17 protein-coding genes are annotated in these 17,967 nt (G+C 38.8%); all 17 read right to left on the bottom strand.

The window, feature by feature from the left end:
* Positions 1-107 precede the first annotated feature (107 nt).
* Complete coding sequence (locus tag F0Q01_RS10220) at positions 108-1,265, bottom strand: N-acetyl sugar amidotransferase (protein WP_090154284.1); 1,158 nt, start codon at positions 1,263-1,265, stop codon at positions 108-110.
* A gap of 179 nt (positions 1,266-1,444) precedes the next feature.
* Positions 1,445-2,809 carry a sugar transferase gene (locus tag F0Q01_RS10215; RefSeq protein ID WP_090488628.1) on the bottom strand — a complete coding sequence of 455 codons (1,365 nt, stop codon included), beginning with the start codon at positions 2,807-2,809 and terminating at the stop codon, positions 1,445-1,447.
* A gap of 12 nt (positions 2,810-2,821) precedes the next feature.
* Positions 2,822-3,907, bottom strand: a complete 1,086-nt coding sequence (locus tag F0Q01_RS10210; protein ID WP_090488626.1) for a Gfo/Idh/MocA family protein — start codon at positions 3,905-3,907, stop codon at positions 2,822-2,824.
* Positions 3,904-5,178, bottom strand: coding sequence for an O-antigen ligase family protein (locus tag F0Q01_RS10205; protein WP_090488624.1), 1,275 nt, complete (start codon positions 5,176-5,178; stop codon positions 3,904-3,906). Before F0Q01_RS10205 ends, F0Q01_RS10210 begins: the two co-directional genes overlap by 4 nt.
* 2 nt (positions 5,179-5,180) lie before the next feature.
* Positions 5,181-6,725 carry a ComEC/Rec2 family competence protein gene (locus F0Q01_RS10200; protein ID WP_090488622.1) on the bottom strand — a complete coding sequence of 515 codons (1,545 nt, stop codon included), beginning with the start codon at positions 6,723-6,725 and terminating at the stop codon, positions 5,181-5,183.
* Positions 6,713-7,894, bottom strand: a complete 1,182-nt coding sequence (locus F0Q01_RS10195; RefSeq protein ID WP_090488620.1) for a DUF6077 domain-containing protein — start codon at positions 7,892-7,894, stop codon at positions 6,713-6,715. Before F0Q01_RS10195 ends, F0Q01_RS10200 begins: the two co-directional genes overlap by 13 nt.
* 32 nt (positions 7,895-7,926) lie before the next feature.
* Positions 7,927-8,625: a cytidylyltransferase domain-containing protein gene (locus F0Q01_RS10190; RefSeq protein ID WP_090488618.1), complete on the bottom strand. Its 699-nt coding sequence runs from the start codon at positions 8,623-8,625 to the stop codon at positions 7,927-7,929.
* Between the two features lie 200 nt (positions 8,626-8,825).
* Positions 8,826-9,875 (bottom strand): N-acetylneuraminate synthase family protein, encoded by a 1,050-nt coding sequence (locus F0Q01_RS10185; RefSeq protein WP_090154300.1) that lies wholly within the window; start codon positions 9,873-9,875, stop codon positions 8,826-8,828.
* Positions 9,865-10,683 (bottom strand): glycosyltransferase, encoded by an 819-nt coding sequence (locus F0Q01_RS10180; protein ID WP_090488616.1) that lies wholly within the window; start codon positions 10,681-10,683, stop codon positions 9,865-9,867. The genes F0Q01_RS10185 and F0Q01_RS10180 overlap by 11 nt, the downstream gene beginning before the upstream one ends.
* A 110-nt stretch (positions 10,684-10,793) precedes the next feature.
* Positions 10,794-11,432, bottom strand: a complete 639-nt coding sequence (locus tag F0Q01_RS10175; protein WP_090488614.1) for a PIG-L deacetylase family protein — start codon at positions 11,430-11,432, stop codon at positions 10,794-10,796.
* 90 nt (positions 11,433-11,522) lie between these two features.
* On the bottom strand, positions 11,523-12,722 hold the full coding sequence (locus F0Q01_RS10170; protein ID WP_242869255.1) for a glycosyltransferase family 4 protein: 1,200 nt from the start codon (positions 12,720-12,722) through the stop codon (positions 11,523-11,525).
* 172 nt (positions 12,723-12,894) lie between these two features.
* Positions 12,895-13,515, bottom strand: a complete 621-nt coding sequence (locus F0Q01_RS10165) for an acetyltransferase (protein WP_090488612.1) — start codon at positions 13,513-13,515, stop codon at positions 12,895-12,897.
* 52 nt (positions 13,516-13,567) lie between these two features.
* Complete coding sequence (locus F0Q01_RS10160) at positions 13,568-14,302, bottom strand: SDR family NAD(P)-dependent oxidoreductase (protein ID WP_090488610.1); 735 nt, start codon at positions 14,300-14,302, stop codon at positions 13,568-13,570.
* Between the two features lie 52 nt (positions 14,303-14,354).
* Positions 14,355-14,768 carry a MaoC family dehydratase gene (locus tag F0Q01_RS10155; RefSeq protein ID WP_090488608.1) on the bottom strand — a complete coding sequence of 138 codons (414 nt, stop codon included), beginning with the start codon at positions 14,766-14,768 and terminating at the stop codon, positions 14,355-14,357.
* Positions 14,769-14,876: 108 nt separating this feature from the next.
* A complete protein-coding gene (locus F0Q01_RS10150) occupies positions 14,877-15,119 on the bottom strand; it encodes an acyl carrier protein (protein WP_090154315.1) in 243 nt (80 codons plus the stop codon).
* Between the two features lie 23 nt (positions 15,120-15,142).
* Positions 15,143-16,828, bottom strand: coding sequence for a DUF2142 domain-containing protein (locus F0Q01_RS10145; protein ID WP_090488606.1), 1,686 nt, complete (start codon positions 16,826-16,828; stop codon positions 15,143-15,145).
* A gap of 19 nt (positions 16,829-16,847) precedes the next feature.
* Positions 16,848-17,894 (bottom strand): sugar phosphate nucleotidyltransferase, encoded by a 1,047-nt coding sequence (locus tag F0Q01_RS10140; RefSeq protein WP_090488605.1) that lies wholly within the window; start codon positions 17,892-17,894, stop codon positions 16,848-16,850.
* Between the last annotated feature and the right edge of the window lie 73 nt (positions 17,895-17,967).

Here is a 17,967-nt window from a genome sequence, read left to right as displayed (position 1 = left end):
GTCGGTTTGGTCCTGCAATGCAGGACTTAATCCTGAGCATAAATACTGCTCATTCTTGCAAGCAAGATTCGCCGTATTTACACTCAGTCTCAACCTTGACCAGTCCTTTAGAATCGCATATTCCTCTTTTCTATACCTAAAAGTTTACAAATTTTCAAGCCCAATTTGATTATCCACATAGAGTTTTTGTAGTCCTCTGGGGTGTGGGCTGGAGAATTGATAATCTCATCGAATTCTTCTGTTGTGATGCCAAGCTTCTTGGCGATGTATTCTTTGTCCTGTTCCATCTGGTCTGTGTCGTATGGATTAGTTTTGAGCTTCTCAAGAGCCTCCTCGCGAGTCATTGTGCCAGCAAGAATCTGAGTTGAGAATACATTTTTTCTAGTATCAAATCCAAATTTGTAAGGAAGATAATATCCCTCGAAGAATCTGGTAAATACATTCTCGTAATGCTTGTTCTCGTATTTCATCCAGCCATATTTCTCATGAAGGAAATCCTCTGCCTTGGCCTTGTCATAGACAACATAGTCAAGTGGATAGAATCTCTTCATTCCATACACATACTTGTAAAGCAATCTATATTTTAAAATTCCACACTGAGGGTAAGTCTTAAATGGACGCTTACCAAACTTCTTGTGGATGTCGTTATTCATTATTTTATCGTTCATATAAATCCACTCAACAGGTGGACGTACAAACTCTGTACTATTATTAGAGCCTGTGAGAACCCATTTGATTTTATGCTTAACTGCATAATTGTAAAGAGAAGCGAAAATTGCCTGATCTTGTGGGGCATCGCAGCTACTGATACCTGACTTGAACATAGCAAGCTGGAAGTCGCTCATTTCCTTCCAGTTGATAACATCAGTATACATATCAAGGTCTAGCCCCTTAACAATCTTTTCGATATTCTCAACAGCTACATTAAGATTCCAACCAGTATCTACAACGTAAATAAGAGGACGAAGGTGCATGACCTCCTTGGCAATATATGCAAGATATGAGCTATCTGCTCCACCTGACATACCAAGGATGCAATCGTAATCCTTGCCCTCTCCATCCTTACGAATCTGAGCTGCTACTTTTTCAAGCTCCTCACGATTCTCCTTGTTAGGATTCCAATATGGCTTTATATTCTTTTCAAAGTTGCGACAGTGGTCGCAGACACCATTCTCATCAAATTCAATCATTGAATCCGTAGTGTCCATAACACACTGCGTACAGCGTTGAAATTCTCTCTTAATCTTAGGAACATATATTGGCATGTAATACCTCTAATCCGTCTGTTACGCTCTCAAGCCTGAGATATCGCTCCGCTCGACTAACACGTCTCGCTACGCAACACTCAGAGCTTGATAGCTACAGACTCATTTAAATATTTTACTATTTCCATTAACTGAACATACTATTGTTTTAGCCCACGGCAATATCCAGAGCTTGATAACTATTTTTCTTTACCGCTTTCCAGCTCCTCAAGGATTTCGTCGGCTGTTACCACTTTATCAAACCCTTCTGTGCTTTCGCGCTTAAATAATACACGAACAGTCATGAGGATGAGCTTTATATCAAGTAAGAAACTGTAGTTTTCTATATACATCAAATCAAGCTTAATCTTGTCGTAAGCTGATGTGTTGTACTTGCCGTAGATTTGAGCGAAACCTGTAAGACCACCCTTTACCTTACTTCTGAATTCGAATTCAGGGATGGCTGCAGTGTACTTTTCTACATGCTCGGTACGCTCAGGGCGAGGTCCTACTATTGACATCTCTCCCTTTAAAATATTGAAAAGCTGTGGCAATTCATCAAAACGAATACCACGAATGGCATGACCTACCTTTGTGATACGGTCATCATCATCTGTGGTAGGGCGCTGCTCAGCATCCACAACCATACTTCTGAATTTAAGTATATCAAATACTTTGCCATCCTTAGTGACTCTAGCCTGCTTATATAAAACTGGGCCATGATCCTCTAGCTTAATTGCTATAGCAATAATAAGCATCGGAATAGCTGCTAGTACTATCGCAATGAGACTCAACACAATATCAAAGAATCGCTTAACAAATGCCTGCTCTGGAGTGAGGCCAGTTGTATTAATCATCACAAGAGGAGTATCAAACTGGTGAATTCCCTCGCCTCCTGCAATAATTACATCAGAAATCTTTGGTGTGATATATGTCTCGATGTTGTGCATATAACAGTGCTTTAACAAATCATTTCTCTGCTCAGCACTGACATCTGAAATAACTAGTCCATCAAAATCATCAAGCATCTTGAAGATGGCGTCTATGCCCTCGTCAATGCTAACAATCTTTTTAATATTGTAGCTGTCTGCGCGAGTGTCCATTTTAAGCTTGAGGCCAACTGATTCCTTGTTGCCATATACCATCAAAAGCTTGCTTGCCTTAGAGTGGCGCTCGTAGATGGCAAAGAATATATAGACACATATTCCTGAAATCACAAAGTCTCCCAATGTAAGCAAGAGGAGTGGTTTTGCTGAAATCATTGCATTTGCCATAAGGCACAACTGTAAGTATGTCACCATATTTACAATGATAATTCCAATCCATTGTGAAAACAGAACATCTGCTATTTTGAGGATTCCGTATTTGAATCCTTCGCATAAGTGAATAACTACAAGCATAAGAATAAAATATATGCCCATCAGCACATACTTACCACGTCCTAAGAAGGGATAAAAGTATGCCTTGTCAAATATTTTGTACTTCCAAACGAAGTAATATGCAATTGCCATTATAGCAAGCTCTAATATGCTTTCTATCTTTCTTATAGTGTTTTTATTCTTCAATCTATTTTCCCTTTATTTGTCGAAGCGTCCAACAAAATCCATTGTGCTGCAATCCTTCATCGGGAACTCTACAGGCTCACCTGTTGCAGCTGATTTATATATTGCAAGAACCATCTCAAGAGCGCGGCGGCCAGCCTCACCATTTACATATGGCTCTCTGTCATTTTCAATAGCATCAATTACATCTCTATAGAGCTTTGAGTGACCAAATCCATAAACATTTGGAGGAAGCTCTGAACATTCCTTCTTTACCTGAACTGGGTCGTCCACGTAATCTGAGAAATTCCACTCTTCTAGAAGGTTGACAGCATCTCCACCAGCCTTAACTGTTCCCTTGTCACCAAAGATATAGAGAGTCTCCTCAAGGTTTTTAGGATATACGTTTGTTGTACCCTCAATGATACCATAGCTTCCGTTAGCAAACTGAACAAGAGCAATACCAAGGTCCTCTGCCTGAATATAGTCATGCTTTAATCTGTCAGTCATACCAACAACACGCACTACATCGTCACCCATCATCCAACGGAGAAGGTCGATATCGTGAATACACTGATTCATAAGTGCACCACCATCCTGCTCCCATGTTCCACGCCATGCGGCACGGTCATAGTACTCATGATCTCTAGCCCATCTAATGTGAGCTGTACCATATAAAAGACGACCAAATCTGCCCTTTTCAAGAGCTTCTCTAATCATCTGAATTGACTTGTTAAATCTATTCTGGTGGCAAGCACATACCTTGACACCTTTCTTGTGTCCAGCCTCAATAATTGCATCTGCATCTTTGAGAGAAAGGGCAATTGGCTTTTCAATAATTACATTGCAGCCAGCCTCGATACAGTCAAGGGCAATCTGAGCATGCTTACCTGACTCTGTAGCAATAGCAACAAGCTCAGGCTTCTCATTTGCAAGCATTTCCTTATAATCTGTATACTGCTTTACATAATTTGCATCTAAATCAAATTTTTTGATTTTATCCTCTGTGTTCTTAAGATCCAAGTCGCAAAGTGCCACCAAATCAAGACCTGTCTTCTGTGATGCCACTACATGGTTTGGCGAAATACGTCCACATCCGATAATTGCATACTTTAAACTCATGATATTTTTTCACTCCTTTTTAAAAGACAATATATTACAAAATATACAAAGAATGGTGTGATATATGGATAGAACATATCAATACCTAAATCCATAAAGAAGAATGTCACAAGGTATGATGCAGCCACCATTTTTGCCGCTTTGTCTTTACTCTTTATACTATCAACTATCAGTTTCACTGGGAACCAATAGTACATAACAAATCCAAAAATACCAAAGCTAAATAATAGCTCAAGGAAATTCATATGAGTCTGGGAATTTTGGAGTTCATATACCTTTTGTCCCAACTCATTAACACCAATCTCAACTTCTGTAACCGCTGAGTATGGCATGCTCTTGAAAGCGTAGAAACCATGTCCAAAGAAAGGATGCTCTCCAAAGTGCTGCTTGAAGGCTGCGATAATAGCCATTCGCTGACCTGTACTTGTATGATAATCACACTCGGTAGCATTGATTCCCTTGAACAGCTCGATAATTCTATCAGCCACCAGCCAATACATTATAGGTACTGTAAAGCACATCACAGTAACTATGGCAACAAGCACAAGCAATATAATAAGATTTCTGCGCATTGCCTTCTTATCGCTAGAACCAAAAACAATATATATTCCAATTACAAAAACAATTGGAAAAAGTGCTGATTTAGTTCCTGACATAATAATGCCTGCCACACCTAAAACAGATGGAAGCAAATATCTTTTGAACTCTCTGTCAACAGTAACCTTGTATAGAATCGGTATCAACATAATCATGTACAGATTTCCCGAATCAATAACTGTTCCACCTGGAGTCTCACCAAATCTATATTGTGTACCATCAATCCATGTTTTCCACAGTGGATCATAGCAGAATGTCAATATCAGAGTAGCTACAATGATTAACACTCCAACATTGCATAGTATCTCAAGCATATCCTCACGGCAGTGCCATAGCATGAAAAAAATCAATATAGCTGGTCCAACGGTAAGAATTCTAAACTGTCTACTGTAAATCTCCAAAGATGGTGTTCCAATATGAAATGCTATGTATGCATATTCCATAACAAGAAATGCAACCACCCAAAGAATTGCTGCGCTTAATAATCCCTTTTTTGTCTTTTCAAAATCACCTATAGAAAGAACAATTAAATATAAAAAAGCGATTCCATTAATTGCTAAGTTAAGCAACATAAATGGTGTTTTAATAACGCCAAGATTACATCTGCAAAACAATAGCAATGCAACTATTATTGTTGTAATTATTTTCTTGTTGTCTTTTATTCGTTCAATCATTTTTAAAACCTAAATCCATTTGGTGAAGTATTGTAATATCTAATCTCTACACCCATTTCTTTCAACTGGCCCGCCAATGCTCCCGCTGTGTAGTTAGCGCTGGTCATAATCCATTCAGGCGTATCAAAAATAGCGATCTGAGGATCTACCGCTTCGTAGAAACCTGTATCAAATGGAATACTATTGTTTCCATGGTGTCCGCACTGTAAAATATCCGCATGGAGCTTATCTCCATAAGTCTCAACTAGATAGTCTCCCATGTATTTTGTATGGCAGTCTCCGCATATTAATATGCTGCGATTTTCAGTCTCCATCTTAAATACTAGCGATGCATCATTTGGAATATCCTCTGCAGAATCTATCACCACATCGTCACAAGCATTAAAGAATGTAAGCTTTAGATTATCACTAAACTCCAGCACGTCATCTCTATGAATATAATTAATATTGTCAGCATCCTTTGTGAGCTCCATAAATTTATCATAGCTATCCACATCATCCCATTCCTGTGCTACTGAATGGAAAAGCTCTGAATCTAAAGGAGTGACATAAATATTGTCTATTGTAATCCCCTGTGGGTCCTCATAGATTGTATTAAATCCATCAATGTGATCCTTGTGATAGTGGGTCAATATCCAAGCATCTACATGGCCACCATACTGATTAATCACATATCGAAGTAAACTCTCATCCTCAGCATGACCACCATCAACTACGATGAGTGAGCCATCCTTTTGGTTGTACATGAAGTAGCAAAGTCCCTGGTCCCCTGATTCGTCCGCATAGTTCATAAGAATCCATGCTGAATCCGGTGGTGTAAGCACTGCATAATATGGTGTCCTTCCATATACTTCAAACCCTGCATCTGTATATGCATTTAAAACACTCTCAGCTGCAGATACCACAAGAAAATCAAGCTTTTTGCTAACGCAGTAATCTGAAATCAGCTGGGTATCCGGATTCTCATTTGTCAGTTCATAGGCCTCATCTGGTAAGTATCTAGAATATGGCATAGAAAATCTGGAATCCATCTGTCTTAAATAAACAGCTATGTCCTGAGGTGCCATGATATTAATCTTGTCACCTTGATAATCAGCAAAAATATCGCAGATTGTAACTACGTCCTGTGGAACCTTGTTTCGATTTTCTGCTTTTGTGTACCAATTTTCTGCGTAAATCAGATTACCCATTATAGCCACAAGTGCTATAGAAATAATTGTAGCAAGCAGCTTCTTTTTGCCAGCAGTCTTACCAATAAGTGTAGTCAATCCAAAGGCAATCACCACTATGATAGGTATCAAACCAAAGAAGCGTACATAGTACTGTTCAAAGGTAGATTCCTCTAATATCCTCTTACTGATGATATATGTAATCGGATTATATATGAAAACCAACATCATCCCTGTATACCACAGGAATGCATATCGTTTTATTTTTTCTTTTTCAAATAATAGTATCCCTAATAGAGCTATGGCGAAGAGGGCAAGAAATCCTACGCCTCCCCAGTATGTCTTAGTGATACCAACCATAAATTTTAACCAAACCATTTGTACCACCAATTTATATCTCTACCACGTTTAAAATATTGATTCTCTACACTGTGCATATCTGAAATCAGCATAGACATCAGCTTATAAAAGATAATCAAAAATAGCGGACCTACTAAGCTAGCTATCAAATATCTAATTCCACTGATTTTTCTATAATAAATACACATAATAAGCCATATGCTAACCACAGAGGCTGTTACCATGATTACCGCCATGCTAGTCAAAGAACATGCTCCAAGTGAAATAAGTGCAATCGGAATTACTCTTCCTTTTGTATAGCCTTTACCGTATGCATCAAATAAATACATCATAAAAAACGGAATTGCTATTGCAGAAAGCACAGCTTTTCCTTGCCATATAGCTCCAAACATTCTAAATGTAGTTGAATAGTGAGAATAGTTGCCAAACATATAAGCCACTGCTAATAATGTTAAAAATATAAATCTATTCTCAATATCCGAAAACAAAAATGTGGAGATATAATAGTATGCCAAGTATGCAACTAGCAGCAATATCACAGGTAAAATCGTGTGGCAAACTGTTGTCACTTCAAAGCTAGATAAGCGAGCCAAATACGCTATATATGTAGGCCATGAAGATACAGCTCGTTTTGTTGCTGTATATGGCATATCTCCGTTAATAAAATTCGCATATGCGATAGTATCTGTCGTAATAGTATCCTGACTATTTACCACGTAGTCATAGTCATCATAAGACCACTCATTAATCTCGTAGGCAAATGCAAAATATAGCTGAACAATCAGTATAGCTGCAAAAGCTATCATGTAAATTCCAAGAAACTTATTAGCCTTGATTTGATTTAATTTCTCTGAAAGCCATTTTTTAATATTTCCTATGCTTGCCTTGATTGCAGTCTTGTCTTTTACCATCCAGACTATGAGCAATATAGCAATTACAACAGAATATGCAATGCATAGAACTGTAAAACAACCCGTAAATGGCTCGGTAAAAGTGTTCCAGTACTGATGCCACTCAAGTAAAGAACACAACACATAAAATATAGCAAAAGAGCCAAACAACCCAATTATATAGGTTGCTATGGCTGAATCTTTGTTATCTGTCTGCTTGTATGTAATTAGTCTACCCAGTGCTACAGGAATGATTGTAAAGTGTAGCAAAAAGGCTATCGCTCTAATTATTATCATCTAGTTCTCTTTCATCGTAGATTTAGATTAAACTATTTGTTTTCAAATCTCTTTTGCATCAAGCACTTTGCGAACTCAAAATCAATCGGATAATCAATGTCGATTGAATCCTCACGCTTCATAATGTAAGCAACTGTGTTGTCACAGTAATAAGTTCTCTTAGTCTTAAGCAAGTCATAATCTAAGATATAAATAGCACCATTAGGCACAATATATGTCTCGTTGTTCTGACGATTAGTCATTGTGATGCCCTGACCAAATCCCGCATTATGAACTCGACCATTTTCATCTAGCTTGTGATACCAGCTGGCTGGTACCTCTGCCTCTGCAAATGAAATAAGAGTTGTGGCACCATCTGCCTCAAACTGAGCCAATGCCTCCTCAATATGTTTCTCATTTCTGAGAGGAACTGTTGGAAGAAGTACCATAAACTTCTCAATCTGCTGGCCAGTCTCACTCATAACAAACTCTGTTGCATGAAGATACACATCGATAGCTGAAGCTGTGTCGCTTGAGAGCTCTGCAGGACGCATAAATGGAACCTCTGCCCCATACTCTCTAGCTACATTGGCGATAGCTTCATCATCTGTAGTGACAATAACTCTATCGATGCCCTTAGCCTTTTTAGCAGCCTCAATTGTCCAAGCAATCAGAGGCTTGCCGCAAATCTCTTTTATATTTTTCCCTGGGACTCCCTTACTTCCACCTCGAGCTGGAATTATACATAACATATTATTTACTCCTCGCTTGTTACAGTCTCAAGCCTGAGATATTGCTTGCGTCGACTAACACGTCTCCTTCAGCAACACTCAGAGCTTGATACTTACAAGCTATCTTTAAATACAAATGCAATATTTATCTCTAATTCTATCAACAATAGAAAGCAAATCTTCTCTTAAAAATATAAAAGAAATTTGCTATAACGTTTTATTTAGAAGTCACCCCACTGGAAAAGCTCGTCGGCTGTGATGTCGCGCTTTAATTCCTTGCCGATTAACATCTCGTAGAACTTAGGTGAAATGGCTGTACCAGGGCGCTTGTAATCAAGGTCATCCTCTGTAAGGATGTGGCCTGCCTTCATGTCGTGAGCTGCCACGATAGAGCGCTTGTACTCACCTCTCTGATGCTCGCTCTCGTTAACTATCTTGCGATAAGAGCCCATCATCTTGTAACCCTGCTCTGCTGCATCGCAGATGATCTTCATCTCTTCTGGGTTGGCTGAAATCTTGTGATCCCAACCCTTCATGTTTTTGTCCATTGTGAAATGCTTTTCAATGATGCAAACATTTTTAGCAATAGACATGATTGGTGCAACCACACCAAATGTATGATCAGAATATCCTGTAGGATAGCCAAATGCCATACGATACATATCGATATTGTTAAGGTTAACCTGCTCATCAGCTGGTGGATAGATTGATACGCAGTGAAGTACACAAATCTCCTTGCATCCGCCTGCCTCGATAGCTGCGATAGCATTAACTACATCATCCATACCAGTAAGGCCAGTAGAGATAACGACTGGAACGCCCTTGCTTCCGATGTACTTAAGGAATGGAACGTTCTCAACATCCATAGATGCTACCTTGATAAATGGAACATGAAGCTCATCTACAAGGAGATCAACACCAGCCTTGTCAAATGGTGTTGATGTAAAGTCGATATCAAGCTCGTCACAGTATGCCTTGAGTTCAAAATGCTGCTCACGTGTAAGTGCATATGCCTCTACGATTGACTCAAGTGTATAGTCTGTACGATTTCTATAGTCGTCTCCAAGGAAGTAATTGTCCTCGTAGTTCTTCTTTGAAAATACATTGCTCTTTGTAAATGACTGAAGCTTGATGCAGTCTGCGCCGCACTCTTTTGCAGTCTTAATCATTGTCTTGGCAAGCTCCATATCACCATTGTGATTAGCTCCAAGCTCTGCGATAACATATGGCTTCTTGCCACCTGCTACCATATCCTGATAATTAAATCTCATAGGAATCCTCCATAATTATATTGCTCCACCAGTAGCCATTGTGGCTGACTGATGTATCTATTTTATTAATATCCAATGCCTTAAGATCATCGTAAAGATGCTTAAAGTATGGATAGCGTTTAGCTAAGTTACTGTAGTGGGTCAGCTTGACGCTAAGTTCCTGCTGCACATCATGTGTGGTACCCACCTGATTGTTGTCGTGAATACGGTAGATTGTAGCTGCATTTTTGACCAGCTTGCCAGGACCAATATCCATCAGAAGTCTTGTGTAAAAATACCAGTCAAATACAGGGCAATCCCCCTCTGATAAGGTATCTATAAATGCATCATCAATCATGTTTAGATTAATAGCTGCAATAGACATTCCGATAAAATTTGACTGGGAAATAGCTCTAGCGGAATCCACCCTGTCAGGCAAATTCTCAAGCACTACTTTTCCATCTTCCGTAACTAATTCATTATAGTAGAAAGCGTATGATTTGTCTAATTGGTACGCCTTTTTGTACTCTTCAATTCTGTTGAGAGCAAATGTATCATCTGCATCTGAAACTACTAATAAATCATAACCTGCTTTTTTTGCAGCACGAATCATCTCAATACGTGTCTGAGCAATAGATACATGCCTTGGCTCCAGGTCTACGAACACATCTGCATCCATATTAAGATTTTTTAATTCATCTTTTGAATAATTGTCATTTACAATCAACACATCAAATTTCGAATCAGTCTGATGAAAGACGCAGTACATCAAATCATCAAAATATTCTCGTGCCTGCTTGTAAATAACTGTCCCAAATGCTACCTTCATATTTTTCCCTTTACAACAGAAGACGAGCCTTGCTCGCCTTCTTAAATGTCAATTTATAATTATTATAACCTTTTGTTTTACTGATGAAAAACAAAATCCTACACTCTATTTTAGTGCTCTTCTAATTTTAATTTTACAGCTACAAATCCTTCAGCATATCCACAGTGGTTACCGTAGCCCCAAATCTTATTGCGCTCGATATTTGTCTCAAACAAGTTACCCTGTCTGTTGTGAGCTGCCTCATAGCACTGAAGTGCTGCACGCTTCTTCTCTACGTAATCTGTCACATCCACAAAAACATTTGGATAGAATGATTCGCCAATGATATATGGATTTGACTGGAACATAAGAAGGTTGTCACAGTGTCTAGCTGCAGTATAGCAAATCTGATTAGCTGCTAAGTGATCTGTGTTGTAATCCTCCTTGAAGTGGAAAATACATGTATCAATGTCGTAATCTGAGATAACCTTTTCAAGAGCCTGCATAGTCTCCTGTGTGTAAGTCAAATTACCATATTTAGCTGCTGGGAAATCGATTTCCTTTGCGCCGATAGCTGCGCATGCATTAGCACTGTTCTCTCTACCTGTCTCTGTTTTGATATCAAGGTTCATCAAGTCTGACTTAACTTCTGTATCTGTCAATGTGATTTTGTATACATTATGTCCCATAGCAACATATTTTGCCATAGTACCGCCTGCACCAAGCTCCGCATCATCAAAATGCGCTCCGATAACTAAAATATTATTCATGTCATACCTCCTTCGGGTAATTAATAAACTTAGTATATGTACAAAAAATATATTTTTGGACTTTAAAAGTCAATGCGCTTATTAGACAAATTATCTCAAATAAGAATCCATTTGGTCCATAAGCTGCTTTTTATTAAAGTTTTTATCGTTATATTTTTTCGCGTTTTCACTCATTTCCATTAAGCGCTCTTTAGACATAGCTGCCATCTTGCAAATATTTTCTGCAAGCTCTTCAGCATTTCCAATATCTGAGCACATACCGCAGTCAGCCTCGCTGATGATTCTGGCTGTCTCGCCCTTTGCAGATGCAATAATAGGCATAGCGCAAGCCATATATGACTGAAGCTTAGCAGGAATAGTCTTAGCAAAAAGCTCATCGTCGGCAAAAGATATAAAGGCCGCATCTCCCTTGGCAAGCTGTGATGGAACCTCTTCAGGACTAACCCTACCTACAAATTCAAACATATGCCATACGCCATTTTCAGTAATGGCAGCCTCGAAGCTTTTTCTTGCTCTACCGTCGCCAACAATTGTAAAGCAAATGTCTTTCTTACCCTGCTCTTTAAGGATTTTCGCAGCCTCAGGAAGAATCTCCAAGCCCTGAGCCTGTCCAATATTGCCAGTGAAGATTACATTAAAGCCCTGATGCTCCTTTTTAGGAAGTGGCTGATAAAACTCCTCCGCATACTGAGGCCAAAAACTAACCTTATCATGCTCACTCTCATCTACGTATTTGCGAATCGAATCCACAAAGCTTGGACTGGTTCCCCAAATATGAGTACAGCCCTTGTATATCTTTCTAACCATTCTCTCTATAGGCTTAATCACTATAGGTGAATGGATACCTGTAATCATCTCAACATTTTCAGGCCACAAATCCTGAACGTATAAATAGCATGGAATCTTATGTCTCTTGGCAAATCTCACGCCAACCATACATTGATTCATTGGCGAAGTCTCAAACATAAAAACCTCATCCGCTTTTATTTTTGAAAACAGCTGCCACCAAAAACCAAAGAATGGAAAGCTGAAATAATTCAGAATCAATCCAAGCTTATTATGGCCTGGTGCAATAAGTGGAATTCTAAAAATCTCCACACCATTTATATTATCTTTTGTATGTTTGAACCAGCTATAGCCTGGGAAAAACTTCCCTGTTGGATAATTAGGAGTGCCGGTCACTGCAGTGACCTTGTAGCCTCGCTTTACCCACTCGAAGGCCATATCGTTTATCCTAAAATTCTCCGGATAAAAGTGCTGGCAAATTATTAAAATATGTTTCTTTTCCAAGTTTTTCTCCCGGAGGTTACGTTCACAAGCCTTATATTACTCCGCTCATCTAACACGATTCGCTTGAGTAATATAAGAGCTTGCTAACTACCTCCTACTTTTACTTCCTTTAATATTTGCTTGTTACGGTCTACAAACTTTTTTACTTATTTATTAATTTGCTACGGCCCCGCTAGAATTTCAAGACAGTCTTAGCCGGTACACCGACCACTTCGCAGCGGCCCTTAGTGTTTTTGATGACACAAGAGCCTGCCCAAATATGGGTCTCGTCGCCAATTTTTTTGCCCTGTACAATCTGTGAGCCAGTGCCAACTTCGATGAGATTGCCAAGAGTACATGCCCCTGAAATGTTTGCATTAGGATTAAGGGTATTGTAATCACCTAAAACTGAGTCATGAGCTATTGTGCAATTAAAATTAATCAGATTCTGATTGCCAATTTTAACATCTACTGTAATGATGGCTCCGGCGCAAATTACATTGCCCTCACCCATCTCTACTGCATCTGATACGATAGCAGTTGGATCTATAAGATTAGGAAAATGCACCTTAGGATTTTTCTTGTAAAGCTCATATAAAAACTTACGTCGTTCCATGGAACCCATAGCAATTACAACATCCAAATTCTCTGTTGTATCCGTGATATAGCTGTCATCACCTATGACACCCTCTCCCGGCTCCATGTCAATAAATCCAAGTATATTCCAAGTTGGCGTCACCGCATTAATTCGCTCTGCCAACCATTTTGTCTCCTTACCAGCACCACCGGTACCTACAATAACAAGATTTCTCATGTTTTCTTCCTTTCAAATTTACCGAAATCCATTTCGGCGAAATTCATTTCGGTTAAGCCTTGCCATCATTGATAGCAATATTCTGACCGTTTATCATATCGGCCCCGTCAGATAATAAGAACTCAATTGTTGGAACCACCTGGTCCACTGTAAGATTCTTACCCTGTGGCATTGAATTAGCATTCATTTCTTTTATTAAATCAGGAAGGTCCTGTAAAAATCTAGTGTCAATCATCTCTGGGCTCACGCCATTAACTGTGATTCCCTTGTCTGCATACTCTGCTGCAAGTGACTTCATGAGACCAAGGCATGCGTATTTTGCAGTTGTATATACGCTAGTATATTTTGGTGGCATCCCTACCGTGCAGCTTGTAAGCATAAATACAATCTTGCCATATTTCTGCTTGCTCATAGCAGGGAGGAAATCCTTTAAGATATCTACTACTGGTCTAAGGTCTGTCTCAATATTCTCCGCAAAATTACACCAATCCTGCTTCTTAAAGTGCTTGTTCTCCATTGGAAGAGCTGCCAAATGAACTATATGATCCGGTGTCAATTCCCGCTGCTCCATAAAATCAAGCATCTTTCTTACAGACATGGCATCAGAAAAATCAGCCTGAACCATTACAAGCTTATCACCAAGCTTCTCCTCTAATGGTAAAAGTCTATCCACGCTGCTTCTGTAATGAGCCACAATTACATCATAGTTGTCAGCGACCTGATTTATAAGCCCGCATCCTACCTCGGAAGATGCACCTGTTACAAATAGTATCTTGTTTTCTCTCATGAATATATTCTCCTAAAAGTCAGGTATAAGAGGTCTACTAGACCTCTTAACTCTATACCACCAATATTTGCATTTTTCCTCTAAGTACCTTTTTACCATTTTGATTGGTAATAGTCACCTTCAGCTCAAGCCTCTGAACACTCTCTATTAGCTCAGTAATCTCGCCCTTTACAGTAAGCTCATCACCTATGTATACAGGATTTGCAAATTTTGTCTCCACCTGCTGAATTAGACTGCGCTCACCTGGAATATATACCCCAGCAAGAGTAGATAAAAAACTAGCTGTAAGCATACCAAATGCCACCCTACCCGGATGGCCTTTTGATACTGCAAATTCTGTGTCATTATGAAGGGGATTCACATCACCTGTTATGTCCCTAAACTTAGAGAGCATATCCTCCGTGATTGTGACATTGAAGCTTTCGCTCATTCCCACACTTAATTCTTCAAATTTGTATTTATTCATAATTATTCTCTCGCTAGTTACGTTTACAATCCTAAACTGTTTCCTCTGGGAACTAACATGTTCCCTGCCGGAAACACTTAGAGATTGTCAACTACTAGCTATTTCTACCTAGTTCAATTTTGATAATATCGTGTCTACCATTTCGCCTACGTTTTTGAGGGCCTGGATTTCCTTCATATCAAACTTCACGTTGAATTTCTTCTCACAAGCTACTACAAGATTAATCTGCTCAAGTGAGTCCCAATCCTCGATGTCATCGGCTGTTGTAGCATCTGTAAGTTCTATTTCATCATCATCGAAAACATCCTGAAAAATCTCAGTTAATGTCTCAAATACTTCTTCTCTAGTCATTGTATTCCTCCATTAATAAATGCTTATGAAATGCCTATAAGTTTCAAAATTTCTGGCACAGGCTGACCATCTCTAAGATGTAACAAGAAGTAAAGTGTGCCACACATAGCAAATATAAGAACTATGTTTTGAATATATATAAGCGCTAAAGCTTTTTTGTTTTCTTTTGCATCTGTTCCAAGTGCAACAGATAAACACATATATATTGGAATCAAATATCTGTATGAAATCTGGATTCTCTCGCTTCCCTCAACAGGAGTAAATCTAACGAGACAACCGATAAATACAGCTACAAGGCAAAGTAACAATCCAAGTCCTAGGATCACATACTGCCATGGCTTAATTCTCTTGCCCTTGTTAATTACGATTCCAACAATAAGGCAAATTAGAAGTAAAACTGTGCATGCAACTGGAACTGTTGCATTAAGTCTAACATGTCCGATTTCTGCACCGATAACATGCTTGATGTTGTACCAGAAATCTACCTTAATACCATTCCATGCAAATTTAAGAGTCTCAGGAATATGGTCCTTGAAATAATACCAAGTATAGGACTGCATCTCGCCATCCTGCTCTATCGAACCATCCCATTTCCAGAAAATCTGGCTATATATTGCCCAGTAGTATTTTGTAATAAGCTTCTTACCTACTACTATTATTCCAGCTAAAATCACTGCAAGAATGCCGTACTCATACCACTTTTTACTAAGTCCTACATCCTTCCACCATTTCTTAATTGGAATCATAAAGAACCAAACTCCAAACAGTGCATAAACAGTCTTGTTTGGAATAAGCATAGCCATACATATTGCAATTATTATAATATCCCACGCATGAAGCTTTACATGATCCTGACTATAGTATAGACACATAGTAAGTAGCAATAGCGAGAATAAAATACTCATATTGTCATAAGAATATGATGAACAAAGCTGAAGTATGGTAGGGAATAATGCAAATGATACTATCTGCAACTTACCAACTGGGATAATCTTTAGACAGAACCATCCAATGAAAATAAGTAAGAGAGAATTCATCATTCGTCCCATAAAAATAGTTCCAGCAAATCCAAAACCGAGCAATCTAGCAATGGCCATTCCTGCACCAGAAACAAGATATCGTCTTGCTCTAGCAGGATACTCATAACACTTCACCAATTGCTTGGCCTCTTCTGGGCAATGGAACCAATTGCCATCTGCAAGCACCTGGTACTGATAAGGGAATGTGATATCCACTGTAGGAAGTAAGATATAATCCTCAGCTCTCATCTCAAAATATGTAGTACCCTGTATCCATCTGCCCCACTCTTCCTGACGCTCAGTCTCGAAGTCGTGGTCTTTCATACCAAGTAAAATGTTTGAGCAGTGATAAGCACCATAATAATGTGACACCTCATCTACACCAGAAATAGGTGGCATAACAAGCTGCATACTAATGCTCCAGCCTAGTGCCAATACCACAAACACTCTTGGATAGCTCCACTTTTTATCTAGCAACAAAAATCTAAGTAAATAAACAGTTGTTGCAATCATTATCAATAAGATAAAGAGAAAATATCCATTATAAAATTTAGATTTTGATGTGTTAAAACAATTTAAAATAAAGAATACTGTAGCAAAAATTGTACCTACTGCAGCCAAAAGAACCGCACCAAGTCTAAATGCCTTATCCTTTGTCATTGGACAAAAAAAGCTTTTGATTTTTTCCAAAACAAGTCCTCTCTATATGTTATTTGCTAATCCCTCTAAGACGGTTTTCCATCTTGCCAAGCTCGTCCAGCTGGCCCATGTCCATCCATGTGTTTTCATTGATTGGATATACTCCAACCTTTTTACCATCATCCTTTAGTCTATTGATAATATCTGGGAATCCGATAAATTCACCATCTTTAATATAATCAATTACTTCAGGCTCAACTATATAGATACCTGTGTTTGTAAAAAAACTAAACTCAGGCTTTTCTTTCATGTCAGTAATATTTCCATGCTCGCCAAATTCCACTACGCCATAAGCAACCTGGAAATTGCGAAGAGAGCAGACCATTGTAATCACATTGCCCTCAGCCTTATGGTGAGCATATATTTTAGAATAATCTTCTTCGATTAGAATATCGCAATTTGTAAGGATAAATGTCTCATCTACCTTACCTCTAAGAAGGGAAAGTCCACCACCTGTACCAAGTGGAGTATCCTCATCTACATATTCAATAGTATAAGGCTTATCAACCTCACCAAAATATGACTTAATCATATTTTTCTTATGGTTAACGACTAAAATCATTCTATTTATTCCGTACTCAGAAAAGCTATCCATTATAAGCTCAGCAATTGGCTTTTCTCCAACTGGAATAAGAGGCTTTGGAAGAATACGTGTATACGGATAAAGGCGAGTTCCCTTGCCTCCTGCCATCATAACAACTGGGCAGCTTAACTCGCTCTGCTTCTTATAATGATTTTCACTCCAGAAAACAGTATCAATAACAACCCCATTTTCATCCACAATAGGAAGACCCTGAATATTATGACGACGAAGGAAATCATATGCATCATCTCTCTCGTCCTCTTTCAGGCTACGAGGCTTATAGTTTGCTATTTTCTTTACAGAATCATTCAAATCACCGCCAGACAAAATAAAGCGGCGGACGTCACCCTCTGAAACTGCAGCAAGGAGCTTTTTGTCCTCATCAATGATGAAGGCTGTCTTCCTGCCACTGGCATCAAAAGTCCTCATGGCATCTAAAATTGAATCATCCTCTTTAATAAAAACATTTTCCATAAATTAATTTACTCCGCCTTAAATTCTCATTAATACTATAAGCATACACAGCACACCCCGCATATTTTATAAT

The sequence above is a fragment of the Pseudobutyrivibrio xylanivorans genome, assembly GCF_010906925.1.
Lineage (GTDB): Bacteria > Bacillota > Clostridia > Lachnospirales > Lachnospiraceae > Pseudobutyrivibrio.
This window is presented reverse-complemented; position numbering and strand designations above follow the sequence as displayed.